Below are 24,321 nucleotides of genomic sequence, written 5' to 3'. Positions count from 1 at the left end.
GCGGTCATCAGGTTCCGGATGTCGGTCTTGACCGAGGCCAGTTTGGCCTTGTCCTTGGTGGCCGCGAACTTCGGGATCGCGATGGCCGCCAAAATGCCGATGATGACGACGACGATCAACAACTCGATCAGAGTAAAGCCCTTACGATTAAGCATGTCCTGCCTCCACAATAGGGTTCCTGCTTCGGGTGACTTCCAGTGTCGTGGGTGTTTCAATGGCACCCTTTGAGCCAAACGCCAGGGCTTTGGTTAAGTTGTTTGCCAGTCATACCTTACCCAAGATCTGCCGAGCGGCCGCTGCGCCAAGACCGCGGCGACGACCGGGGTTTTGCGAAGTCTTTAACACCGTGAAACTAATGACCCGCACGACGCTGCTCAAAATCAGCCTGGTGGGGCTCTGCCTTGGCTCGACGGTGACGAACCTCGGGAACGGGTTCTCCCAAGACGACATGCCGGTCATCGAGAAGAACCCTCTGGTCCATAGCTTGGCCGAGCCCTGGTCGTTCTTCACCCAGTCGTATTGGCCCAAACCGTTCCCCCCGGCCCTCTATCGCCCGCTCGCCACCACCGGGTTCGCCACCCAGTGGACCCTCGGGGGAGGCAAGCCCTGGGTATTTCGGGCGGTTAGCATCGGGATGTATGCGGCCGCTGGGTTGGCGCTGTTTCACCTCGCCGGTTTGCTGCTGTCACCGGTGGCGGCTTGGTTGGTGGCGGCCTTCTTCATGGTGCACCCGGTCCACGTCGAGGCGGTGGCGGTGGCGGTCAACCAATCTGAGGTCATGGTGGGTCTCCTCAGCGTGGTCACCGTAGCCCTCTACCTCAGCATCCGCCGAACCCACGATTTCCAACCCCGGCACGCGGCGGCCCTCTTTGGTCTCTATCTGACCGCGACCTTGTTCAAGGAGACCGGTTTGATGGTGATCGGCCTGATCGTGGCCGCCGAACTGACCGTGGTGAAGGATGCCCGGCCAATTCGGGAACGGATTGCGGAAATCCGTCCCATGCTGCTGATCATGCTGCTTGGGGCGGCCACCTTTTTTGCCATTCGCACCTTTGCACTCGGCGGCGACCCGGTCGGAACCTTCACCGCCGAGGCGCTGGATGGCCTCTCGATCGGCGGACGGACGCTCACGATGCTGGCGGTGGTGCCGCATTGGTATCGGCTCCTGCTCTGGCCGGCCCACCTCCAGGGCGACTATGCCCCCCGCGAGATCGAGGCCGCCACGACCTGGGGCCTCGGACAGACCCAGGGCCTGCTCTTGGTCGGGCTCGCGGTCATCGTGGCCCTTGCCTGCTGGCGGCGGCTTCCAGTCGTGACGCTCGGTCTCCTCTGGGTGGCCATCGGGATCTTCCCGGTCAGCAACATTCTGGTGCCGACCGGCATTGCCCTGGCGGAACGGACGCTGTTCTTGCCCAGTATCGGAATGATGCTGGTCGTCGGGGGGCTGGCCGCCCCGTTGCTCGACCGTTTGAGGCCCCGGGGGCCTCAAATCGCGGCCGGGATCGTGGTCGGGGCTATCCTGATCATGGGCGCTACCCGAAGCGCCAGCCGGCAACGGGTCTGGAAGGACCAGTTCACCTTCTGGTACCAGACCAGCATTGACGCCCCACTCTCATACCGGGCCCACCATGCCTTGGCGCAGTTGCTGTTCCAGGTCGGATCGCGAAGTTGGGCCGAACGGGAGTACAAGGCCGCGATTGCCCTCTACCCGAAACAGTGGCGGGCCTCCTTCGACCTCGCCAACAAACTCCGCCTGAACGGGATGTGCGAGCAGGCGGCCCGGTACTATCGCCAAACCCTGTTGATCGAACCGGAGCAGGAGGCCGCCCGCACCAGTCTGATTGCCTGTCTCTTCTCTATGGGGAAGTATGGGGAAGCCCGGTCCGAGGCGCGGGAGGGAGTGGCCTACGCCAGCCGGCCCGCCCGGGCCCGGGTGTTCCAAACCTTGCTCCGGGTCTCAGATAGCGCCGCCGCGGTCGGCGCCGCCCCCGGGACGGTCCGGATTTCCCTGACACCGCAGGATTCGATGCCGTGAAGGGCCGCCGCGGCGCTCTGTTCCTGCTGCTCGGCCTCGTCATGTTTCAACCGGCCGATCGGCGGCCGACGTGCCCTGAGCCGGCCCGGCTCGGACTTGGCCTGCCCCGGTGTATTTTGGAGCAGAATCCATCGGCACCGAACCCGATTCGAACGGACCCTCTCTTTTGAGCCAGGAACCAGGTAAGCGCGATTTCATTCGCGACGCCGTCACCGACGATGTGGCCAGTGGACGGTTTGGCCGTCCGGTCTGCACCCGGTTCCCGCCGGAGCCGAACGGATTTCCTCATATCGGGCACGCCAAGTCGATTTGTCTCAACTTCGGCATTGCCCGAGAGTTCGGCGGCACGGTCAATCTCCGGTTCGACGACACCAACCCTTCGACCGAAGACCTCAAGTACGTCGAAGCCATCAAGCGCGACATTCAGTGGCTGGGGTTCCAGTGGGACAACGAGTGCTACGCCAGCGACTATTTCGGGAAACTCTATGAGTTCGCGATCGGGCTGATCACCAAGGGCTTGGCCTACGTCGATAGCGAAACCGAGGACGAGATTCGCCTCCACCGCGGGACTGTGACCGTCCCCGGGACCCCGAGCCGGTGCCGAGACCGCACCGTGGCGGAAAATCTCGATCTCCTGGCCCGGATGAAGGCCGGCGAGTTTCCGGATGGGGCGCACGTCGTCCGGGCCAAGATCGATCTGGCCCACCCCAACATGATCATGCGCGACCCGCTCTTGATCAGGATCCGGCACGCCCACCACTACCGGCACGGCGACGATTGGTGCATCTACCCGCTGTACGATTTTGCCCACGGCCTGTCGGATGCGATCGAGGGCATCACCCACTCGCTCTGCACCCTCGAGTTCAAAGACAACCGCGATATCTATGACTGGCTGATTCGCCAGGTCGGCTTTGAACGGCCTCCGGAACAGACTGAGTTCGCGCGGCTGGTGCTCGATTACACGGTGGTCAGCAAGCGGAAGTTGTTGCGGCTGGTCACCGAAGGCCACGTGACGGGGTGGGACGACCCGCGGATGCACACCCTCTCGGGCATCCGGCGCCGGGGGGTGACGCCGGAGGCGATCCGAAATTTCTGTGACATGGTCGGCGTAGCCAGGAAAGACGCCCACACCGAGCTCGCCGCCTACGAGCACGCGGTGCGAAACGATCTCAATACCCGGGTGCCCCGGGTCCTCTGCGTGGTCAATCCCCTCAAAGTCGTTGTCACCAATTACCCCAAGGGGCAGGTCGATGCACTGGAGGCGTCGTACTATCCGCACGACGTACCCTTGACCGGATCCCGGACGGTTCCATTCTCGCGCGAGTTGTACATCGAGCGCGACGATTTCATGGAGGATCCGCCCAAGAAGTTCTTCCGGTTGGGCCCCGGGCGCGAAGTCCGGTTGCGGTACGGCTACTTCATCACCTGCCAGGAAGTGGTCAAGGATGACTCGGGTCGCGTCATCGAACTCCGGTGCACCTACGACCCCGCCACTCGCGGGGGCAACGCCCCGGATGGCCGGAAGGTCCAGGGCACGATCCACTGGGTGTCGGCAGCCCACGCGGTGGATTGCGAACTCCGTCTCTACGACCGGCTCTTCACCCTCGCCGATCCCGAGGCCGTGCCGGAAGGGCAGGATTTCATCTCGGCGCTCAACCCCGCCTCCTTGATGATCGTCAAGGGCGCCAAGATCGAACCCTCGGTGGCGGCCGACCCGATCGGCGCCCGCTATCAGTTCGAGCGGACCGGATATTTCATCTCCGACGTCGTCGATTCAGCGCCGGGCGCGTTGGTGTTCAACCGCACCGTCACCCTCCGCGACTCGTGGGAAAAGGAAAAAGCCAAAGGCGCCGGATGACCTGTGGCCCGGCCCTCCTGATGGTGACGGCCCTCGCTTCGGCGGCGGCGGCCCAACCCGAAGGGCGGTTTCGGGCCTTCGTCTCGGCTGACTCGATCTCAGCGCTGCACGCCCCGCTGACCCGTCGGCCCCACATCGCAGGCACTCCCGCTTCGCTGGCCATGGCCCGGCATCTCGAACGGACCCTCCGACGGTTCGGGCTGGCGGTTGAAGTGAGAGCGTATCAGCCGTGGCTCTCCCACCCCAAACGCATTGCCGTCGAGATGAAGGCCCCAACCCGCCACCGGTTTTCCCTCCGGGAACCGCCGGTACCGGGCGATCCGACCAGCGCCCATGCCGAACTCGGACCCGGCTTCATTGCCTATTCAGGCTCCGGTACGGCCGAAGCGCCGGTGGTCTATGTCAACTACGGGCTCCCCGCCGACTACGCCCGCTTGGCGAGCCTCGGCGTGGCGGTGCGGGGCCGGATTGTCTTGGCCCGCTACGGACAGAGCCATCGCGCGGTGAAGGTTCACACCGCCGAAGCGGCCGGCGCCGCAGCCTTGATCCTCTACAGCGACCCGGCGGACGATGGATTTACGAGAGGGTTGCCCTGGCCGGCCGGCCCCTGGCGAGGCAGCCATCTGATCCAGCGGGGCAACGCCAAACTGAGTTGGTTCTGGCACGGCGATCCGCTGACCCCCGGGGTGGCCGCGGTGGCCGGTGCAGCCCGCCTCGACCCGGCCACCGCGCCGACCCTGCCCACCATCCCAGTCGTGGTACTGAGTGCCGCGGAGGCGGAACCCTTCCTCAGGACGTTAGGCGGACCGGACGGACCGGCCGGATTTCAAGGCGGGTTGCCGTTTCCCTATCGGGTCGGCCCGGGACCGGCCGTGGCGCGTGTGTCGGTGTCGATGGCCAACGGGTTGAAGCCGATTCGAAACGTGATCGCCACGATCCGCGGAAGCGAGGAGCCCGATCGGACCGTACTGCTCGGCACCCACCACGACGCCTGGACCTTCGGCGCCGTGGATCCGGGGACCGGGGTGGCTGTTCTCCTCGAGACCGCCCGGGCCCTCGGCCAACTCACCCGGACCGGTTGGCGCCCCCGGCGGAGTATTGCTTTTGCCTTCTGGGATGCCGAGGAGTTCGGGTTGATCGGCTCGACGGAATATGCCGAGGAGCTCCGGACCCGCCTCCAGCGGGAACTCGTCGCCTACATCAACACCGACATGTCCACCGTGGGCCGGTTCGATCCGGGCGGCGTGCCGTCGCTCCGTGACTTCGTGGCCGACGTGGCCCGGGCGGTCGATGAGGGCGGCACCTCGGTGTTCGATCGCTGGCGGAGCGCCGCGTGGCGACGGCTCCCCGCCGGTCAGCGGCCCGATTCCGAATCCGAGTTGGTTCCGGAGCTCAAGGCGTTAGGAAGCGGGGCCGATTTCGTGCCGTTCCAGGACCACCTCGGCGTTCCGACGCTCTCGCTCGAGTTCATCGGAGAAAACGGCTACGGGTTCGGAACCTATCATTCGAACTCCGATTCCCGGACCTATGTCGAACGAATGGCCGACCCGGGGTTCCGGCAGGGCGCCGTCCTGAGCCAAGTGCTCGGCACCGCCGCCATCCGGTTGGCCGACGCCGAAGTCCTCCCGTTCCGGTTTTCCCACTCAGCCAGTACTCTCGACCACGCCGTGGCGGCAGCCCGCGCCTGGGCCGGTGCCATGGCCGTCGACTTCGGACCGCTCGCCACCCAATCGGTTCGCGTGGGCCAGGCGGCCGCCCGGCTTGAGGCCCGGATCGATGCCGCGCGGAAGGCGGGAGCGCTAGCCCCTGGGGCAAAGCAACGGCTCAACGATGGCTTGGCCCGGCTGGAGCAACAACTCACCGACGACGAGGGCGACCCGGCCACCCGATGGTACCGCCATGTCGTCTATGGGTGGAACATCTACTCGCTCTACGACGGCCAGCCGTTCCCCGGGCTGGCAGAAGCCTTTCGAACCCAGGACCCAGCCCGGGCCGAGCACGAGGCGGGTCGAATTCGGCGGGCGCTCGAACGGCTGACCCTGGCCCTCGATTCCCTGCTCCCGTCCCCATCCCCCTGAGGGCCCCAACATGGCGAATCCATGAAGATTCTCGTCGTCCTGGCATCGCTCGCTGCGGCGGTGCCGCTGGCCGGTCAGGCGGCGCCACCTAACGTTTGGTCCAAACCAATACCGCGCCGCAGGCGGTCGCCGGGCTGGCGTACTCCATGGGAACATCGGACCCATTGTTATAGACCTCGACGGCGTCGAGGTATTCCTTTGGCGTGCCGCGAAGCGCGTCCGGGGGCGTGACCATCCCGTCAACCAACAGCACCATGGGGCACGGTCCACCCCCGCCAAAACCGCGCGAGGCTTGATTCATCAGGGCCGAGCCGCCCGACCGCTCGGTGACCCGAATGAACGGCAACTGACGGAAGACGCCTCCGGCGTCGCCCGCTGCGAGACGGCTCAAGGCATCGGCATCGAGAAACTTCCCAAAGCCCCGTTGTTGCCGTTCAGTGAACCCCGAGCGGGCGGCCCGGGAAACCGGTTTGGCCTCAACCGTCAGCTCCTGAAGGACTACGGCCTGCTGAACCAAGGTGAGTTGGACCACGGTGGAGCCCCCGGAGGCCAAGGTTACCGCCCGGCTGGCGGGAGCCGAACCGATCCGTCGGGCGGCCACCGTTCCCGTGCCTGGCATCAAGCCGCTCAGGGAGAATCGCCCGGAGGAGTCGGTCTTGGCCACCGCACTCTCCGCGCTCCCGCTCACCACCCAGACATCGGCCCCCGCCAGCGGCCGCCGAGCACCATCGATGACCCGGCCGCTCAGCGACGCATCGGCCGTAGCCCCGGTCGGCGCCAAGCTGACGTGAAACGGGACCGCTTCTTCGGGCCGGAGCGTCACCTCGGCACTCAGGCCGGTCAGCCCCGGCGCCGTCGCGGTCACCGTCACCGGGGAATCCGTCGGTAACCCACACCCGACGTAGCGCCCTTCCTTATCGGTCGTGTCGGCCCGGGCGTCAACCACCCGCCGGACCCCGAGCCGCTGATCGACCACCATCCCAACCCAGCTGATCCGAATCGCGGCCCCGACTACCGGGTCGTTGGTGACCACGTCCCGAACCAGGCCGAACACCGCCGACTGACTCAACGCGCCCGGTACCGCCGCGCAGAGGCGTAGGAAGGTCCGGCCCGACGGCACCCCGAGGCTGGCCCGCCCCAAGCCGCCTGCCGGGACCACCACCGACACCGGCGTAGCCCGGATGGCCAGGGTATCGAGCATCGGATGGCGAAAGGTGACTTGGTAGGTGCCCGCTGGAATACTGTCGGCTTCGAACCGCCCTGCAGAATCGGTCTGAATCACCCGTTTCAGCCCCTCGATCAGGACGGTCGCACCGGCCAACCGGCGGCGGTTGAGGGTATCGGTCACCGTTCCGGCAATCCGGCCGGTTTGGGCCACGGCCGCTGACCCCGGACCACCCAGGGCAAATACCACCACCACCCACTGGGACCACGAAATAGAGCGCACGATCATCCTGCAGGTTACTCGCCCGGCCCGCCGCTGTCGACCCCGCCGAATCGACTCCGATGTCGCTATCGTTGGCTCCCATGCATTGGCTCGATTGGCTGGTCCTTCTCGGCGGCCTCGGCTTCATCGTCGTCTATGGCGTCTGGAAGACCCGGAATACCGACACCGCCGAGGCCTATCTCCGGGACCGCGCCAACCAGCCAATGGGACACCACCGGCCCAAACCAGGGCGCCGAGCGCTCCGAAGGATACCAATTGGGAATCGGGAGCAGGCTCGAAACGAGCAGCGCGGCTACCCCGAGCCGCGCTGTCCACCGACCTACCCCATGCCGCCCGACACTCATTCGACCGGGCGCTTCTTGGGAGGAAAGAGATTGAACCGCAGGATATGGACCAACGCCGCCACCCCGTCCTTCCAGCCGATCTTCTTGCCTTCTTCGTAGGTCCGGCCGGAGTAGGAGATCTGCACTTCCCAGATTTTCGCCTTGGCCTGCGCCAGGCGAGCGGTCAACTCCGGTTCGAAGCCAAACCGGTCGGTCGTCAGGATCAGCGACTTCATCAATGGAGCCCGGACCATCTTGTAGCAGGTCTCCATGTCGGTGAGGTTCAAGTTGGTGAAGATGTTGGACACCAGGGTCAGCAGCCGATTGCCCTGGCAGTGCCAGAAATACAGCACGCGGTGAGGCCCGCCAAGAAAGCGCGATCCGAAGACCGCATCGGCTTTGCCCACGAGAATTGGAGCGAGCAGGGTACCGAATTCCATCGGGTCGTATTCGAGATCTGCATCCTGAATGATGATCACATCCCCGCTGGCATGCTTGATCCCCGTCCGGATCGCGAAGCCCTTGCCTCGGTTGACCGGCTGGTGAATGACCACGTCGATCAGCTTCTCTTTCAACATTTCATCGAGGATCAACCCACTCCCGTCCGTGGAGCGGTCGTTCACCGCCACGATTTCCATTGGTAGCGGTACTTGGTGAAGCCGGTCGATGATGGTTCGAAGAGTGTTCTTTTCGTTGTAGACCGGCATCAGCACGGAAAGTTTTGGCAAGGCAGTCATCGGGGCGACCCCACGGCAACAAGGGACTGACCAAACGGCAAGGGAAACCATCGTTCGAGTTTGAGCACCGGCACCAACCCATCGAAACGTTTCAGCTGATCGATCGGAATTCGGCTGACTTTTCGAACCCGGCCGTTGAACCACCACCCGGCCACGCCAACCCGGTTCCACCAAAACATCCGGTCCGCGCGAAAACCGGCGGCTTGGAACACCGCGCCAAGCGACTCCTTCCCATACCGGCGGAAATGACCGAGTTCGCGGTCCATTTCGCCGTAGATCGACGGCATGGCCGGTACGAGAATCACGACCCGTCCCCCCGGCGCCAGCATCTGGCGCATCGTGGCCAACGCCCCGACATGGTCTTCGATATGCTCGACCACATTCAACGCCACGATCGTATCGAGCCGGTCAGCCCGGAAGCGCTCACCGGCCTCCGAGTCAGGAAGCATCAAGGATTCGACGCGGACCGATGGGTTCTCTCCAAACCGTTCGCGGAGCCGGGTTCGGTACCATGCTTCCATGTCCGTAAGCACGAGATGTTCGGCCCCGGCCTCGACCATTTGGGCCGACATGTTCCCGATGCCGGAGCCAACTTCGAGCACCCGGCGGCCAACGTACGGCGCGATCACCTGATACATCCACGTGTTGTAGTTCGGCGCGGCCGCCATGATCGCGAGGGTCTCGGCCCCCACCGCATCGCCAGGTGCGAGGCTCTCAGACACCGGTGGTCTGCTCCTCGTACCTCGACAACTTGCGGTACAGCGTCGACGGATCGATGCCCAGCACCTCGGCGGCGCGGGTCTTGTTGCCGCCCTCCGACTGCAGCACCCACATGATGTAGGCCCGCTCCACGATGTCGAGCGACGGATTCGGCGACGAACGCTCCGCCACCAACGGCTCCTTGCGGCGCCGGGTAATCCGCTCGGGAAGACTCATCGGATCGATGACATCGCCCCGGCTCAAGACCACCGCATGTTCGAGGGCGTTTTGCAACTCGCGGACGTTTCCGGGCCAGTCGTAGACCATGACCGCATCGAGCGCCTCGGACGACAGGGCCTTCGGCGCATCGGACCGCTCCGAGGAAAGCTCCTGGAGAAAGTTGTCGATCAAGAGGACCAAGTCGTCCCGCCGGTCTCGAAGCGGCGGTAATTCGAGCGCAATGACGTTCAGCCGATAAAAGAGATCCGAACGAAAGTGACCCCGCCGGACCTCCTCCTCGAGATCCCGGTTCGTGGCGGCGATGATCCGGACATCGACAGGAATCGACTCCGTCGCGCCGACTGGAATCACTTCGCGCTCTTGGAGCACCCGCAGCAGCTTGACCTGCAACGACGGCGGCATCTCGCCGACCTCATCCATGAAGAACGTCCCGCCCCGGGCCGCGGCAAACAGTCCCTGCTTGTCCCGAACCGCCCCGGTAAACGATCCCTTCACGTGCCCGAACAACTCGCTCTCGAGAAGGTTCTCCGGCAAGGCCCCACAGTTGATCGACATGAACGGCCCGTCGGCGCGGGTCGACAAGTTATGGAGGTAGCGTGCGATGACTTCCTTGCCGGTTCCGCTCTCACCCTGGATCAGTACCGTCGAATCAGTCGGGGCCACGACCTCGGCGAGCCGCAGCGAATCGAGGAACCGCCGGGACTTGCCGATCGGGCGGGACACCGTGGGCCGGTCGCCCCGCCGCCGGATGTCCTGCTTCAGCAGCCGGTTCTCGACCCGGATCTGGCGGAATTCGCAGGCCCGCCTGAGAATGGCCAGGAGTTCGTCGTTTGAAAACGGCTTCTGGATGTAGTAAAAGGCGCCGGCGTTGACCGCCGCGACCGCCGTCTGGAGCGAGGCCTGCGCCGTCATCAACAGCACCGGCGTCATGATGTCCTGCTCCTTGGCCGCCTGCAGGATATCGAGGCCGCTCACTTGGGGCATCCGCACATCAGTCAGCACGATGTCGTGATTGCCGCTCCGGATTTGTTCGAGTCCCGCCTTGCCGCCTTGGGCCGTGGTGACCTCGAATCCCTCCTTCCTGAGCAGAATGCGCAGGGTATCCAAGATCCCGGACTCATCGTCCACGATCAGGATCGAGGGTTGTTGACTCATACCGCCTCCTCCATCGTCATCTTCGCGTGTAGCAGAATGGTAAATGTAGTCCCTTCACCCGGCAGCGACTCGACCAACACCAAGCCGCGATGCGCCTCGACCGCTCGTTGCACGATCGCCAGGCCCAGCCCGCTCCCGCCGGTTCGTCCCGAAACGAAGGGCTGGAACAGCCGGTCCCGCACCTCGGGATCGATGCCGGGTCCGTCATCGGCCACCCGCAGGCGGACCGCCTGGTCGAGGCCCGACCCGCGGGGCAACTCGGCCGCGTCCGGGATGTCAATCGTCACGGTCACCCGGCCAGGACCCTTCACGGCCTGCACCGCATTGAGCATCAAGTTCCACACGATCCGGTGAATCAGATCCTCATCGGCTTGCACCAGCGTGGCCGGACCCGACACCGAGAGGTCGATCGTCGGGGCACAATCCGGATGCTCCCGAACCATCCGCGCCACGTCATTCGACACCGTCAACAGGTTCACCGCCCGGAAATGACTGGCCCGCACCCGCGAAAAATCGAGGAATTCTCCGAGTAACCGGCTCAACCTGTCACTCTCACGCAGCACCAGATCGCCCAGCAACCGTTCGTCCGGATCGTCCCGGTGCGATTGGGCCAATTGCTCCACGGCACTGCGAATCGACGCCAAGGGATTCCGGATCTCGTGGGCCAGGGAGGCAGACAACGCCGCCACCGCCTCCAGCCGCTCCGCCCGCAGATGAAGCTCCTGCAAGTACTGGGCATCGGAAATATCACTGAAGATTGCCGTCACCGACGGCAACTGCTCGGTTTCCCGCTGAATCGTCGTGGTCGAGAGCCCAATCGGAAACGACCGCCCGTCGGGCCGGTGTACCGACCCCTCTGCCCGGGCCACCCGTTGGCCGCCGCCGAGGCCCGATTGGATCGCGGCATGGAGCTCCGGCGCCCGCTCGGCGAGCTCCGGCATGATCCGGCGCCTGTACCAATCCTCCGCCACAATTCCAAGCACCGTCTCGGCGGTCGGATTAATGAACGCCAATTCGCCCTGACTGTTGACGGTCAACACTCCGGACCGAATGTTCCGGAGAATCTCATCGGCCTCGAACCGGACATGCTCGAGCTCAGTTTCGAGTTGGGTCTGGTCCAACGCGGCCGCCCGCAGCCGATGCCCCGAGAATGCGACGAAGATGAAGACCACGGTAAACACCGCCACTTGGCCCCACAATCCGAGGCCCAGGGTTCGCTCCGGCTGCGCAAAGCTGGCATTGGCAAGAAACAGGACCGACCCAAACAGCGACATCACGATCCCCGACCGAAACGGCATCAGGAGACCGTACATCGCCATCACCAGCACGTAGAGCGCCGCCCAGCCGCTTTGTTCGGCCCCGGCAAAGTGCACCAGCGCCGTCACCAGCAGCATGTCCATCGCCGCTTGGCTTTGGAGAAAGCCGAGGCTTGGGCGGCTCCGTCGAACAAAGACGACGAAAGCGCCGTAGGCCGTCACCGCCAAGACGAAGACCACCGTGATAACGGCGATGAACGCCACGTACCGAGCGAAATCCGCCCCCTCGTCCGGCGGTTCGTTGAATGCCAGCGCCGCTTGGATTAGAGTCGTGACCGCCAGCACGGTGCGGCCAAGGAACAGCGCCCGCATCAGAACCGGGAAGCTCGGGAGGCCAAGTTTGACGTCCAGATGCGCCCCGCCCCGGGCTGGAACGAGTTTCGACTCCGCGTCCGGCACTTGGCCCTGCCCCATGGATTGGCTCAGATTCTAGATGACGAATGGCCACCTAAGTTAATATCAGAGTTATGCTTAATAGAATGCCAGAAAACCAAACCTCGGTCCGGCTCGATAGCTGGCTCTGGGCCGCCCGGTTCTACAAGACCAGAACCCTGGCGGCGGAGGCCGTGGACGGCGGGAAGGTGGATCTGAACGGCGACCGGCCCAAACGAAGCCGGTCCGTGAAGGTGGGTGACGAGATCTCGCTCCGGCAGGGACCTTTCCACTACCGCGTGCACGTCACCGGTCTCGCGGATCGGCGGGGACCCGCCTCCGTCGCGGCCACCCTCTACCAAGAAGACCCTGCCAGCTTGGCGGCCCGGCAGGCACTCTCGGAAAAACTCAAACTCCAAGCACCGATCTTCTTCGAGGGAGCTGGGCGGCCCACCAAGAAGCAACGGCGCGAAATCGACAAATGGAAAGGCAAAGCCTGAAGGGCGTTTCATCACGCCGATTCGGTTCGCAATCCATTCTGGTTTCGTCAGGTTACGGCCGGGCTTTCGCCGCGGCAGCCTTGGTGGGATAGGCGACGTCGGGCGGCGGATCACCCTTGGGCCAGTCATTCGCTTTGGCGGCGAAGTCAGGGCGGCTCTGCGCGTTGATGTACGCGGCCACGTCAAACGCCTCTTGGTCCGTGAGCGTACCCGGTTGGTCGAAAGGCATGTTGTGCCGGACGAACGACGCCGCCGTCCGGAGCCGGCCCATGCCGGCGCCGATTGTATACGACTCGGGGCCAAACACCGGCGGATAGTACCTCGGCTGACCCCGAGGATCGGGGTTCGGCAGGCCCTCACCCCGGCCACCGTGACACCGGGCGCATTGGGCGGCGTACACCAATCGCCCCGCAGCCGGATCGGCCGCAACGAGATCGATTTTCGCGAAGCCCTGGCCCGGCACCTCGCCCGGGGGGGCAACCCCGCGCGACAGGAACGCCATATAGGAGATGATGTCGGCCATATCCTTGCCGCCTAACGGCAACGGTTGGCCGTTCAGGCTCCGCTGGAAACAGTCGTTGATCCGATCCTGGATCACGTTGATCCGGGCATTGCGGGACCGGTATTGCGGGAACCGGCTGTAAACCCCGACCCACGGGGCTGCGTCCGGCCGGGTCCCCAGATCGAGGTGACAACTGGTACAGCGCAACCGATTACCTACGTGACCGGGCAGGCTATCCCGGGTGTTCGCCAAGAGGGCCCGGCCCCGGCGGATGGCCGACCCGACTTGGTCGGAGGGTATCTCGCTGTCGGGGGGCACTCGAAACCCGGAGAGTGGAGGCGGAACCGGAGGCCGGGCCGGTTCGGCCCGGCGGATCTCGCACCCGGCCGCCAGCAGTCCAAGCAGAATCCATCGCATCGGATCAACCTAGGGTTCACCCCGCCCCAGCGCAACGATTATGTTGATCGATATGCGACGCGCACTCCTCGCTCTCGGTTTGGCAATCAGCGCGCTGGCACTGGCCCCTCGCTCGGCGTCCGCTCAAGTCGAAGTCCAGGTCTTTTTCGGATCGGCCGCCAGTCTCCCGCTGCCGATATCGATCCACCAAGACGGCCAACCCGACCTCAACTTCACAGCCCACTGGACCACCAAGCCCACCCGGCCAACCTGGTACTACGCCTGGCGGATCGGAGTCTGGAAAGACAACCGCGGCTGGCGGCTCGATCATATCCATCACAAGATCTATCTCACCAATCCGCCGGCCGAGGTCCAGCAGTTCCGGATTACCAACGGGTTCAACATCGCCACCGTCAGCCGGGCGTTTCGGTCCAAACACCTGACCTACAGCCTCGGGGCCGGCCCGGTCATCACCTACCCGATCAACACGGTCCGCAACAAGAAACTCGACCACGACCGGGGCCTGAACGGATATTTCTTGAGCGGCGGTTCCGTGCTCGGCATGGTGACCCGGGAGTTCCCAATCACCGGCGGGCTGATGCTGAGCCTCGACGCCCGCGCGTCAGCCTCCTACGTCCGGGTCCCGGTCATTGACGGCCATGCCTCGGTTCCAAACGCTGCCCTCCACCTCCATGCCGGCCTCGGGTACCGTTTCCGCGGCAAGACCTGAGTTCGACGTCTCGAGCGGCCACGGCGCCCGGCATCGGGGCACCGTCAAGGTCGACGCCAGCGATGGCCGGGCCGTGATCGAAATCAACGGTGAGAACGGCGAAGAACTCTTCCGCCTCCGCGCCGACGACAACGGAGTCTCGATCAATGCCCGCGACAAACGCGGCCGAACTCTGCTCAAGCTCCTGGCCGCCGAAACCGGCGTCCAACTGAATGCCGAGAAGCCCTAACGGGAGTGGATGTACATCAGGTCGAGCAATTCATCGTACATCGCCTCGGCCTTGGCATCACCGGCCCGCACCGCATGGGCCGCGCAGTGCCGCAGGTGATGTCGCATCAATTGACGGCCAACCGACCGGAGCGCCTCGTGGGTTGACGCAATCTGAGTCATGATGTCGGCGCAATAGCGATCTTCTTCCACCATCCGGGCCAGGCCACGAACCTGGCCCTCGATTTTCTTGAGCCGCAGCAGATTCCGCTGCTTGAGATCCGGATCGACCGCGACCGCCTTCCGCCCCTCACCTCTGGTCATGTTGCCAACTCCATATCAAGAGACCTGGCCCGCGCGAGCCGGCCGGAACCCGCGAAGGCGAAGGGAATTCGACACCACACTCACCGAACTCATCGCCATGGCCGCACTGGCCAGAATCGGGCTGAGTTGCACCCCAAACACGGGATAGAGCACGCCGGCGGCCACCGGGATCCCGATCACGTTGTAGACAAACGCCCAGAACAGGTTTTGGCGCATCAAGCGAAGAGCCCGCCGGGACAGTTCGACCGCATCGGCTACGGCCTGAAGATCCGGCCGCATCAGGGTGATATCGCCGGCCTCGATGGCCACGTCGGTGCCTGATCCCATCACGAAACCCACGTTGGCTTTGACCAGGGCCGGGGCATCGTTGACACCGTCGCCCACCATGCCAACCGAGAATCCCCGGTCGATCCGCCGGCCAACCTCAGCGATCTTGTCCGCCGGCATCGCATCCGCCACCAAGTCCGTGATCCCAACCGCCCGCCCGATCGCCTCCGCCGCGGCCCGACGGTCGCCGGTGACCATGGCAACGCCAAGCCCCATCGCCTTAAGCCGGGCCACCGCCGCCCGGGAACTCGGCCGGGGCGCGTCGGCCAAGGTCAGGTGACCGAGCAACGATCCGTTGCTCCCGACGAAGACAGTGGTGCCGGTCGCCGGGACCGTTGTCGGGTCGACCTGGATCCCGTACTCATCCATCAACCGGCCATTCCCGACCACCACCATGGCACCGTCGACGACCCCAACAGCTCCGAGGCCGGGCAGGGCCCGAAACCCCTCCACCGGCCGGGACTCGAGTCCCTGGTCCCGGGCCGCCCGGACAATCGCCTCGGCCAAGGGATGTTCCGACAGTCGTTCCAAGGAGGCCGCCGCCGCCAGGGTCTCCGTGGTGGTGGCCGACACGACCTCGGGCCGGCCTAACGTGATCGTGCCGGTCTTGTCCAGCAGTAAGAGATCGAGCCCGCCAGCCCGCTCGAGCGCTTCACCGCCTTTGATCAGAATCCCGAGCTCGGCTCCCTTGCCGGTGGCCACCATCACCGCGGTGGGGACCGCGAGCCCCATGGCACAGGGACAGGCGATAATCAGCACCGAGATGGCCGCCGTCAGGCCCCGGACCACCGGTGCGGTATCGGCGGTGGCGTACCAGACGACGAACGTGATCGCGGCGATGGCGACGACGACTGGGACGAAGACGGCGCTGATCCGGTCGGCCATCCGTTGAATCGGGGCCCGAGTGGCCTGGGCATCGCGCATCATCGTGACGATCCGGGACAGGACCGTACCGGCCCCGACGGCCGTGACGGTAAACTCCACCGCCCCCGTGCGATTGATCGTTCCGCCGATGACCCGGTCGCCGGCCACCTTCGGGACCGGCAGGGGCTCCCCGGTCATCATCGACTCGTCGAGGTCGGTGGTCCCGGAGGCGATAAGGCCGTCAACTGGAACCCGTTCCCCCGGGCGAATCAGCACCAGATCGCCAACCCGGACGTCCTCGAGCGGCAGATCCACCTCCTGGCCGTTCCGCCGAACCCGGGCCCGTTTCGGGCTCAAGTCGATCAGTCCCCGGAGCGCCCCGCTGGTCTGGCGTTTGGCCCGAGCCTCCAGGGTATGGCCGAGCAGCAGCAGCCCGATGATGAGAATCACGGCCTCGTAGTAGACGTCGGCCGGCAGCTGGTTTCGTTCAAAGACCTCGGGGGCCACCGTGGCCACAACACTGAAGGCGAAAGCCGAGCCGGTACCGAGGGCCACCAGGGTGTTCATGGTGGCGGTCCGGTGGCGGAGGGCCGACCAGGCCCCGGCGTAGAAGTGGCGGCCGCCCCACGCCATGACCACGGCGGTTAGGCAGAGGAGGGTCCACCGGAGCAGATCGGGGTTGGCCCGGTAGAGCCACGGCCAGGCGGCTTCGAGTGGCGGATTCAGCACCCCGGCCGCCCACCGCATCACCGGGTCCATCCCGGCATGGGGACCTTGCATCAGGGGCATCGACACCACCATGGCGACCAGGCCGAGCCCGACACTGACCAGGGCTTTCGCGCGGTACCCCCGGTACTCGGCGTCTTGATCCTGCTCGAGCGAGTGGTGGGCCTCCTCGGCGGTCTGGCCTGCTGCCGGCAGCTCGGCGCCGTACCCGGCGTCCCGAATCAGCTCGACCAGCCGCTCCGGTGTGGTGGCCGTCGGGTCGTAGTGAACCGTGGCGGAGTGAAGCATGAGGTTGACGGCAGCCTCATCGACCCCCGGCGTTCGTTCCAGGGTGCGCTGGACCCGGGCCTGGCAGGCGGCGCAGGTCATCCCGGTGACGGGGAGGGTGATGGTTTCGGGCATGAGGGAATATACTATACCCCCCTATGGTAGGATCGGCACTCGGCACTCGGCGGGGGGACTAGAACTTGAGGGCGAGGCCGGCGGTGACGACGAGGTCCTGGGTAGACTTGGCGCCGCGGCCGAAGCTGCCATTGTAGATATAGTCTTCGAAGTCGCCGCGGAGGGCGACGTTCTCGCCGAGGTTGATGCGAAGCGAGACTCCGGCGACGCCGGCGACGTCCGTGGCGGAGACATTGGGATCGGCTACGGTTTTTCCGGTGTGAATGCCGGCCACCCCGCCGCCGGGGGCGAGGCCGCACAGCTTGCTGCCGGGGGTGAGATTGAACATCAGCTTGCCGGAGCCCATCGCCACGGCGGTGCTCCGGGCAAATTGGCCCGCGGTCGACGACACCCGGATCCGGGCCGGCGAGAAGGCGCCGGTGAGTTCGAGGCCCAAGGCTTTGCCGGTCCAGTAGGTCAGGCGGCCCCCGAACGCCGCCGAACCGCGGCGGAGCGCTTCCCGGGTCCCCTGGAGGCCTTCCTTATTGGTGGGGCCGTAGATTCCGAAGAAGCCGTTCAACTCGACTCCCTTGACCCGCGCCGCCGCTGACCGGATACCGGCCACGGCCAAGCCGATGACCAAGAGTCCCCGCACGACCGTCGCCTTCAACCGCCCCATTGATGCCCCCGCCGATGAGTGTTGTGGGAAGATCAGACGACTCGAACGACGAAACATAGACACGGCAGCCGGGCCGGCGGTTGACAAACCGGCTCGCGCTCCTTACTGGCCGCGCCTGGTGTTCGAGCGTTATGCAAAACGTAGGCGAGTTGTGACGGAGATCACATGAGCAACGTGCGGCGCAAGCAAACAAGAAGCGAGGCGCGGGGTGTGCCCGCTGCCGATCGTTTCCATGTCTGGTGGAGGCCTGATCCGTCCTAAGCTTTTCCAAACGCCCGCGCCGTGTTTTTAGGGGCATCGCGGCGCCCCTCCCGGGCCCGCCCCTGGGCGCAAAACAGCGGGGGCCGGTTCTTCACCGGCCCCCGCGTCCTCCATGGCGAATCTGTGGGTTTTCGGTCGATTACTGGACCGCGTTCACCATGTCGAAGATCGGGAGGTACATCGCGACCACCATGCCACCGACGACCACGCCGAGCACGACGATCATGATGGGTTCCATCAAGCTGAGCAATGCGCTGACGGCGACGTCGACTTCGGCGTCGTAGAAGTCGGCGATCTTGGAGAGCATTTCATCGAGACCACCAGTCTGTTCACCGACGGCGATCATCGAGATGACCATCGGCGGAAATACCTTCGAGGCCTCGAGCGGTCCGGCAATCGTTTCACCGCCGGCGATCGACGCCCGGGACTGCATGACAGCATCGTGGATAACCCGGTTGCCGGCGGTCTTGGCCGTGATTTCGAGCCCATCGAGAATCGAGACGCCTGACGAGATCAGGGTACCGAGGGTCCTGGTAAACCGCGACACGGCCGATTTCCGGAGCAAATCACCCAGCACCGGCGCCTTCAGCATGGCGCCGTCGATCATTTTTCGGCCATCAGGCGTCATGTAATACTGGCGTCCGAAGAAGCCGATGGCCCCGGCGCCGCCCAAAATGGCCCACCACCACCCGGTCAGGATCTTGGATGCGCCGATGACGACCTTGGTCGGCAGCGGGAGTTCCATGTTCACCGAGGCGAACATGCTCTCGAACGTCGGAATCACGAAGATGAGGAGTACCGCGATGGCAATGACGGCCACCGAGATGATGACGGCCGGATAGACCATCGCGCCTTTCACCTTCCGGATCAGGGCATCGCTCTTTTCGAGAAAGGTGGCCAACCGGAGCAAGATGGTGTCGAGAATACCGCCGGCTTCGCCGGCCGCCACCATGTTGACATACAGATCGGGGAAGGCCTTCGGGTGTTTTCGGAACGCGTCGGCCAGGGTATTGCCGGCCCCGACGTCGTACACCACCTGCTTGACGATGTCCTTCAGTGCCTTGTTTTCGGTCTGCGCTGCCAAAATGGTCAGCGACTGGACCAGGGGAAGGCCGGCGTTGATCATCGTCGCGAACTGCCGCGTGAAAATGACGAGATCGCGGGTACCGACCCCGCCGGATCCCGGCATCTTGAACGTGATCTGCTTCGGCTGCTCGCGGACCGTCACGAGCAGCATCCGGTTCTTCTTGAGGTACGCCATGACGTTGTCTTTCCCGGCGACGTCAAGGGTCCCCTTCATGATTTGGCCACTGGTGGTGTTCTTGGCCGTGTATTCAAAGACTGCCATCGGCGACCTCACCTGGTTTATCGGCGGGCTTACGCCCGCTCGCTTTTTCCCTGCCCCGGGATGGCCACGATCGCTTGCTCTTCCATCGGTTTCTCGCCAATCATCCGCAAGAACTCGTTCGGGTTGCTAGCCACCCGAAGGCACTCGTCCTTGGGCACCTCGCGGTTCATATAGAGTTGATAGAGCGCATCGGTCATGGTCTGCATGCCGTGCTTCTTGCCGGACTGCAATGCCGAGTAGATCTGATGACTCTTGTCGTCCCGGATCAAGGCCCGAATGGCCGGAGTCGCCACCATGATTTCGCAAGCCATGACCCGGCCCTTGCCGCGGTTCCGCTGGAGCAGCGTCTGGGTAATGACGCCTTCGAGCACGAAGGCGAGCTGGGCCCGGATCTGCGACTGCTGGTTGCCGGGGAAGACATCGATCATCCGGTTGATCGACTCCGCCGCCGAGTTGGTATGCAGCGTGGCCAAGACCAAGTGACCGGTTTCGGCGATGGTGAGGGCCGCCGCGATCGTTTCGAGATCCCGCATTTCGCCGACGAGGATGACGTCCGGGTCTTCGCGGAGGGCGTACTTGAGCGCGGTGGCAAACGACTTGGTGTCGGTGCCGATCTCACGCTGGTTGACGATGCAGCCCTGGTGGCGGTGGATGAACTCGATCGGATCTTCCACGGTGAGGATGTGGCTCTTCCGTTCTTTGTTGATCTTGTCGATCACCGCCGCCAGCGTCGTCGATTTACCAGACCCGGTCGGGCCCGTCACCAGGATCAATCCGCGCGGCCGATCGGCCAGCTCGGCCATGACCGGCGGGAGCCCCAGTTCGTCGAAGGTCCGGACCGAGAACGGAATCATCCGGAGCACCATGGCCACGCAACCCCGCTGCTTGAACACGTTCCCGCGGAACCGGACCAGGTTCTGGATGCTGAAGGAAAAGTCGAGTTCGTTCTCGAGCTCGAACCGCTTCTTCTGGGATTCAGTCAACACCGAGTAGGCCAGCTGGAGCGTGTCCTTCGGCGTCATGATGTGATCGACGGTCGAGTCGAGGATGTCGCCGTCGACGCGGAGTTTGGGGCGCTCACCTGCGGTGACGTGAAGATCCGAGGCCTCCCGATCGATCATCTCCTGGAGCAGTGACCGGAGATTGAGCCGGTTCCGGCCGTCGCCCGCGAACGCCGCGTCTGCCAATCGACGCGCGCCTTCGCTCATGACGCAGTCTCCTTGACCACTTCTTCGAGAGTGGTCACGCCTCGTTCGATCTTCTTGATCCCATCCATACGCAACGTCAGCATGCCGTCTAGCACCGCCTGGTCCCGCAACTCCGCCACCGAGGCGCCGCGGAGGATCATCCGCCGAAGCTCGTTGGTCATCGACATGACTTCGTAGATACCCGCCCGGCCCTTATATCCGGTGCCGCCGCAGGTGTCGCACCCGATACCCTTCATGTACGGCAACGCCCGGGCAATGTCGAGGTCTTCGTTGATGGACCGCAACTCCTCGTCCCGGTACTTGGTGGGCGCCTTGCAGCCCGAGCAGATCCGCCGTACCAGCCGTTGCGCTACCACCAAGTTGACCGCCGCCGACACGTTGAACGGCTCGATCCCCATGTCGATCATCCGGGTAATCGTGCTCGGCGCGTCGTTGGTGTGAAGGGTCGATAGCACCAAGTGGCCCGTCAAGGCGGCCTTGATGCTGATGCCGCCGGTTTCCAAATCGCGAATTTCGCCGATCATGATGACGTTGGGGTCCTGGCGCAAGAACGCCTTCAGCGCCGCGGCAAACGTCAAGCCGATATCGGGCCGAACTTGAACCTGATTGATCCCCATCAGGTTGTATTCGACCGGATCTTCGGCGGTCATAATGTTGGTTTCGATCGTATTGATACGGGACAAGGCGGAGTACAACGTGGTCGTCTTACCGGAACCCGTCGGACCGGTGACCAGCACCATGCCGTACGGATTCAAGATCGCCTTCATCAACTCGCCCTCGGCTTTCGGCTCGAAGCCGAACTTGGAGAGGTCGAGGGTGAGATTGCCCTTGTCCAAGATTCGGAGCACGATCTTCTCACCGAAAAGGCAGGGCAAGGTCGAGACCCGGAAGTCGATGACCTTGGGGCCCATCTTGAGCTTCAACCGGCCGTCTTGGGGGACCCGGCGCTCGGCAATGTTCAGTTGCGAAAGAATCTTGATCCGGGAGATCAACGCCGCCCGAAGCCGGATTGGCGGCTTCATGACCTCATGGAGCACCCCGTCGATCCGGTAGCGGACCCGGAGCTCGTGTTCAAAACACTCGACGTGGATGTCCGACGCCCCACGATTGAAGGCGTCGGTCAGGATCCCGTTGATGAACTTGACCACCGGCGCATCGTTGATCTGCGCCTGGCTGACATTCTCGTCTTCCTCGTCCTGCGCCAACTCGCGATCATCGGTGAGGCCCAGCTTCTCCATGTCCTTGAGGATTTCTTGGAGCTGGGCCTGCTGGGTGTCTTCGACCGATTCGTAGTACTTGTCGATCAGGTTCCGAAGGGTGTATTCGCCGGCGAGGACCGGGAAGAGGTCGAACCGGGTAATGAACTTGAGGTCCTGGAGCAGGCCGTGATCGGTCGGGTCGGCTATGGCGACGGTCAAGGTACGGCCTTCCCGTTTGAGCGGAAGGACGCAGTGTTTCTTCGCCACGTCGGACGGAATCAACTTGAGGATCTTCGGATCGACCTCAAACTGGGAGAGGTCAACCGCCGGCATCCGGTGCTGGCGGGCCAGGACCTTAGTCACCTCGATCTCGGCCAACGCCCCCATCTTGATCAGGATGTAACCCAAGCGATGACCGGAGGTTTTTTGCTCCGCCAGGGCCTGGCTAAGCTGCTCGCGGGTGAGGAGGTTCTCCGTTAGGAGCATCTCACCGAGGCGATCGCCAATTTCTGGGGCTGCTACAACGCTGGCCATGGGTCTACGGACCCCTCCTTGGGGTAGTACCGGGATCCCCCCAATGGCAAAGAATTGCGCCATCCTGATCGGGGTCCGGGCACTCCCTAGATCGAAACCAGTGCCAAACCCCGTATCCGCTCACGGCACTACAACTTGTGGCACCAGTTGAGTTACCAAGGCTGGGGGTATTCCAGGCACTTTTCCGAGGTCCATAGCCGACGCGAATGGCCCGTAGGTTTTGCGATATGCCAGGATTCGCTTGGCCCGTCCCGGGCCGATTCCTGGCAGAGTTTCGAGTTCCGCTTGAGTGGCCGAGTTGAGGCGAATTGGGCCGATCGGGAGCGCGGCCGCGCCCCGATTCCGGCCTTTTTTGGGCGACCCAACGACCACCAACGGAGCCTGGACCGGAGCCGGCTCGGCGGCCCGAGCCGTCCGGACCCGATCGGTGTCACCCAGGGTCACATGGGGGGCGATACCGACCAGCAGTCCTGGGCCGATCCCGGGCACGGCATCGACCTCGGCCATGGAGGCGAACCCGCCGCGAACCGCCCGCTGCTTGATGATCGCCTTAGCGAGGGGGATCCCGACTTTGGGAAGCCGAGCCAGGTCCTCGGCGCCGGCCCGGTTGAGGTCGATTCGTTCGGCTCGACCGAGGGGCCGAGCGGCCTTGGCGGCCCAGGCCCGCTGCTCGGCGAGGGACGGGGCCGCGACACTCGACCGGAGCGTGAACCCGCCGGCAGCTTCAGACCCATCGAGGGCATAGAGACGGATCCCATGCCCGACCAACGCAGCGACCAGCAACGAGATGACGGCGGTCCGTTCTTGAGATGTCATGGGCCCAATCTACGTTCAGATCAGGAGCCGGACATAACCGAAAATCTCGGAGACCGGGCCTTTCCGCTGCGGTTTAGTTGACCGCTTTCGCCTCCCGGATCAGCACCATCATCACGTCACCCACGGTTTTCAGAGTTTCGGCCGCGAGCTTGTCGACCGTGTCGCCGGCGGTATGCCAATACGGGTAGGTCGTCCCGGCGCCGAACTCGGCGATGATATTGACCGCCTTGAGGCCTGCCTGCTGGAGGGGAATGTGGTCGTCGGTGATCGAGGTCCCGGTTTCGTTCAGGAAGTAGTTACTGGCGCCCACCCGGGTGGCCGTGGCCCAGATCTGATCGACGACGTTCGGGGCCGCGGTCACGGAATAGCCTTCCTTGCGGAACACCGCGCCCTTGCCCCCTACCATGTCGAGCAGCACCGCGTATTCAGGCGTGGGCCCCGGCAGTTGGTGCCGGGCGTAGTACTGCGACCCGATCAACACGTCGACCTCCTCGCTAAAGATCCCGTAGTCCTCGCCATCGACGAACAGGAGATCGACGCCGATCGTCGGCGGTACCTTCTTCAAGGCATCGGCCATGGCCAGGAGAACCGCCACGCCCGACCCCCCGTCGTTCGCGCCGGGGATCGGTTGTTTGGCCCGGACCCCGGTGTCGGCATCGGCCACGGGCCGGGTGTCCCAGTGGGCCAGGAAGAGGAGCCGGCGGGTGGCCGCAGGGTTGAACCGCGCCACCAGGTTCCGCATCGGAAGGGAGTCGCCGGTCCGGCTCACATGGGTCCACGCCTGGACCACCACGGAATCGGCCCGGGCCCGGAGCAGACTGTCGAGCCAGGCAGACATCGCCCGGTGACCCGCGGTTCCCGGGATCCGGGGGCCGAACCCGACCTGGGTTTCGACGTACCGGAGCGCCGCCTGACCGTCGATCTCTTTGGCCGGCGGTGGCGTCTGGCATCCGGCCAGACTGAAGAGCAGCAGGTTGAGCCGAAGCGTCATGGTAGGGGTCCGGAAAAGTGAGTGACCAGCGCCAGAGCATAAGGCAACCAACTCGGCCGCGATAGGAC

21 protein-coding genes are annotated in these 24,321 nt (G+C 64.4%); 6 read left to right on the top strand and 15 right to left on the bottom strand.

The window, feature by feature from the left end; translation table 11 throughout:
* Positions 1 to 155, bottom strand: a 155-nt coding sequence (locus tag EXR94_11040; GenBank protein MSR03254.1) for a prepilin-type N-terminal cleavage/methylation domain-containing protein, incomplete at its 3' end; no start/stop codon positions are given.
* A 191-nt stretch (positions 156 to 346) separates the two neighbouring features.
* Between EXR94_11040 and EXR94_11035 the strand changes: the two genes are divergently transcribed.
* The 3 genes from EXR94_11035 to EXR94_11025 all read left to right on the top strand — a co-directional run bounded on the left by EXR94_11035 (position 347) and on the right by EXR94_11025 (position 5,971).
* Complete coding sequence (locus EXR94_11035) at positions 347 to 2,035, top strand: hypothetical protein (protein ID MSR03253.1); 1,689 nt, start codon at positions 347 to 349, stop codon at positions 2,033 to 2,035.
* Between the two features lie 166 nt (positions 2,036 to 2,201).
* Entirely contained in the window at positions 2,202 to 3,893 is a 1,692-nt protein-coding gene (locus tag EXR94_11030) for a glutamine--tRNA ligase/YqeY domain fusion protein (GenBank protein ID MSR03252.1), read from the top strand.
* On the top strand, positions 3,890 to 5,971 hold the full coding sequence (locus EXR94_11025; GenBank protein MSR03251.1) for a M28 family peptidase: 2,082 nt from the start codon (positions 3,890 to 3,892) through the stop codon (positions 5,969 to 5,971). Before EXR94_11030 ends, EXR94_11025 begins: the two co-directional genes overlap by 4 nt.
* A gap of 88 nt (positions 5,972 to 6,059) precedes the next feature.
* Here EXR94_11025 and EXR94_11020 read toward each other — a convergent pair whose 3' ends face one another.
* From EXR94_11020 to EXR94_11000, 5 genes are all read right to left on the bottom strand, one after another.
* Entirely contained in the window at positions 6,060 to 7,424 is a 1,365-nt protein-coding gene (locus EXR94_11020; protein MSR03250.1) for a hypothetical protein, read from the bottom strand.
* A 334-nt stretch (positions 7,425 to 7,758) separates the two neighbouring features.
* A complete protein-coding gene (locus EXR94_11015) occupies positions 7,759 to 8,478 on the bottom strand; it encodes a glycosyltransferase family 2 protein (protein MSR03249.1) in 720 nt (239 codons plus the stop codon).
* Positions 8,475 to 9,200, bottom strand: a complete 726-nt coding sequence (locus tag EXR94_11010) for a class I SAM-dependent methyltransferase (GenBank protein ID MSR03248.1) — start codon at positions 9,198 to 9,200, stop codon at positions 8,475 to 8,477. The genes EXR94_11015 and EXR94_11010 overlap by 4 nt, the downstream gene beginning before the upstream one ends.
* Positions 9,193 to 10,572 (bottom strand): sigma-54-dependent Fis family transcriptional regulator, encoded by a 1,380-nt coding sequence (locus tag EXR94_11005; GenBank protein ID MSR03247.1) that lies wholly within the window; start codon positions 10,570 to 10,572, stop codon positions 9,193 to 9,195. The genes EXR94_11010 and EXR94_11005 overlap by 8 nt, the downstream gene beginning before the upstream one ends.
* Entirely contained in the window at positions 10,569 to 12,302 is a 1,734-nt protein-coding gene (locus EXR94_11000; protein MSR03246.1) for a PAS domain S-box protein, read from the bottom strand. The genes EXR94_11005 and EXR94_11000 overlap by 4 nt, the downstream gene beginning before the upstream one ends.
* Before the next feature lie 65 nt (positions 12,303 to 12,367).
* On the opposite strand from EXR94_11000, the gene EXR94_10995 reads away from it, so the two are divergent.
* Positions 12,368 to 12,760, top strand: coding sequence for an RNA-binding protein (locus EXR94_10995; GenBank protein MSR03245.1), 393 nt, complete (start codon positions 12,368 to 12,370; stop codon positions 12,758 to 12,760).
* Between the two features lie 52 nt (positions 12,761 to 12,812).
* Here the strand turns inward: EXR94_10995 and EXR94_10990 are convergent, their stop codons facing one another.
* A complete protein-coding gene (locus EXR94_10990; GenBank protein MSR03244.1) occupies positions 12,813 to 13,679 on the bottom strand; it encodes a c-type cytochrome in 867 nt (288 codons plus the stop codon).
* Between the two features lie 52 nt (positions 13,680 to 13,731).
* On the opposite strand from EXR94_10990, the gene EXR94_10985 reads away from it, so the two are divergent.
* Positions 13,732 to 14,388 (top strand): hypothetical protein, encoded by a 657-nt coding sequence (locus EXR94_10985; GenBank protein ID MSR03243.1) that lies wholly within the window; start codon positions 13,732 to 13,734, stop codon positions 14,386 to 14,388.
* The gene (locus EXR94_10980; protein MSR03242.1) at positions 14,351 to 14,617 is read left to right on the top strand and encodes a hypothetical protein; all 267 of its coding nucleotides are present in this window, start codon (positions 14,351 to 14,353) and stop codon (positions 14,615 to 14,617) included. Before EXR94_10985 ends, EXR94_10980 begins: the two co-directional genes overlap by 38 nt.
* Here EXR94_10980 and EXR94_10975 read toward each other — a convergent pair.
* From EXR94_10975 to EXR94_10940, 8 genes are all read right to left on the bottom strand, one after another.
* The gene (locus EXR94_10975) at positions 14,614 to 14,919 is read right to left on the bottom strand and encodes a transcriptional regulator (protein MSR03241.1); all 306 of its coding nucleotides are present in this window, start codon (positions 14,917 to 14,919) and stop codon (positions 14,614 to 14,616) included. The genes EXR94_10980 and EXR94_10975 overlap by 4 nt on opposite strands.
* 15 nt (positions 14,920 to 14,934) lie before the next feature.
* On the bottom strand, positions 14,935 to 17,238 hold the full coding sequence (gene cadA, locus EXR94_10970) for a cadmium-translocating P-type ATPase (GenBank protein MSR03240.1): 2,304 nt from the start codon (positions 17,236 to 17,238) through the stop codon (positions 14,935 to 14,937).
* Positions 17,239 to 17,296: 58 nt separating this feature from the next.
* Positions 17,297 to 17,896 carry a hypothetical protein gene (locus EXR94_10965; protein ID MSR03239.1) on the bottom strand — a complete coding sequence of 200 codons (600 nt, stop codon included), beginning with the start codon at positions 17,894 to 17,896 and terminating at the stop codon, positions 17,297 to 17,299.
* Positions 17,897 to 18,296: 400 nt separating this feature from the next.
* Positions 18,297 to 19,505, bottom strand: coding sequence for a type II secretion system F family protein (locus tag EXR94_10960; protein MSR03238.1), 1,209 nt, complete (start codon positions 19,503 to 19,505; stop codon positions 18,297 to 18,299).
* A gap of 29 nt (positions 19,506 to 19,534) precedes the next feature.
* Positions 19,535 to 20,713, bottom strand: a complete 1,179-nt coding sequence (locus EXR94_10955) for a type IV pilus twitching motility protein PilT (protein MSR03237.1) — start codon at positions 20,711 to 20,713, stop codon at positions 19,535 to 19,537.
* Positions 20,710 to 22,446, bottom strand: coding sequence for a type IV-A pilus assembly ATPase PilB (pilB, locus tag EXR94_10950; protein MSR03236.1), 1,737 nt, complete (start codon positions 22,444 to 22,446; stop codon positions 20,710 to 20,712). Before pilB ends, EXR94_10955 begins: the two co-directional genes overlap by 4 nt.
* A 120-nt stretch (positions 22,447 to 22,566) precedes the next feature.
* A complete protein-coding gene (locus EXR94_10945) occupies positions 22,567 to 23,262 on the bottom strand; it encodes a helix-hairpin-helix domain-containing protein (protein ID MSR03235.1) in 696 nt (231 codons plus the stop codon).
* Between the two features lie 73 nt (positions 23,263 to 23,335).
* Positions 23,336 to 24,253, bottom strand: coding sequence for a M28 family peptidase (locus EXR94_10940; GenBank protein MSR03234.1), 918 nt, complete (start codon positions 24,251 to 24,253; stop codon positions 23,336 to 23,338).
* Between the last annotated feature and the right edge of the window lie 68 nt (positions 24,254 to 24,321).

Source organism: Gemmatimonadota bacterium (assembly GCA_009692115.1).
Taxonomy (GTDB): Bacteria; Gemmatimonadota; Gemmatimonadetes; order Gemmatimonadales; family GWC2-71-9; genus SHZU01.
This window is presented reverse-complemented; position numbering and strand designations above follow the sequence as displayed.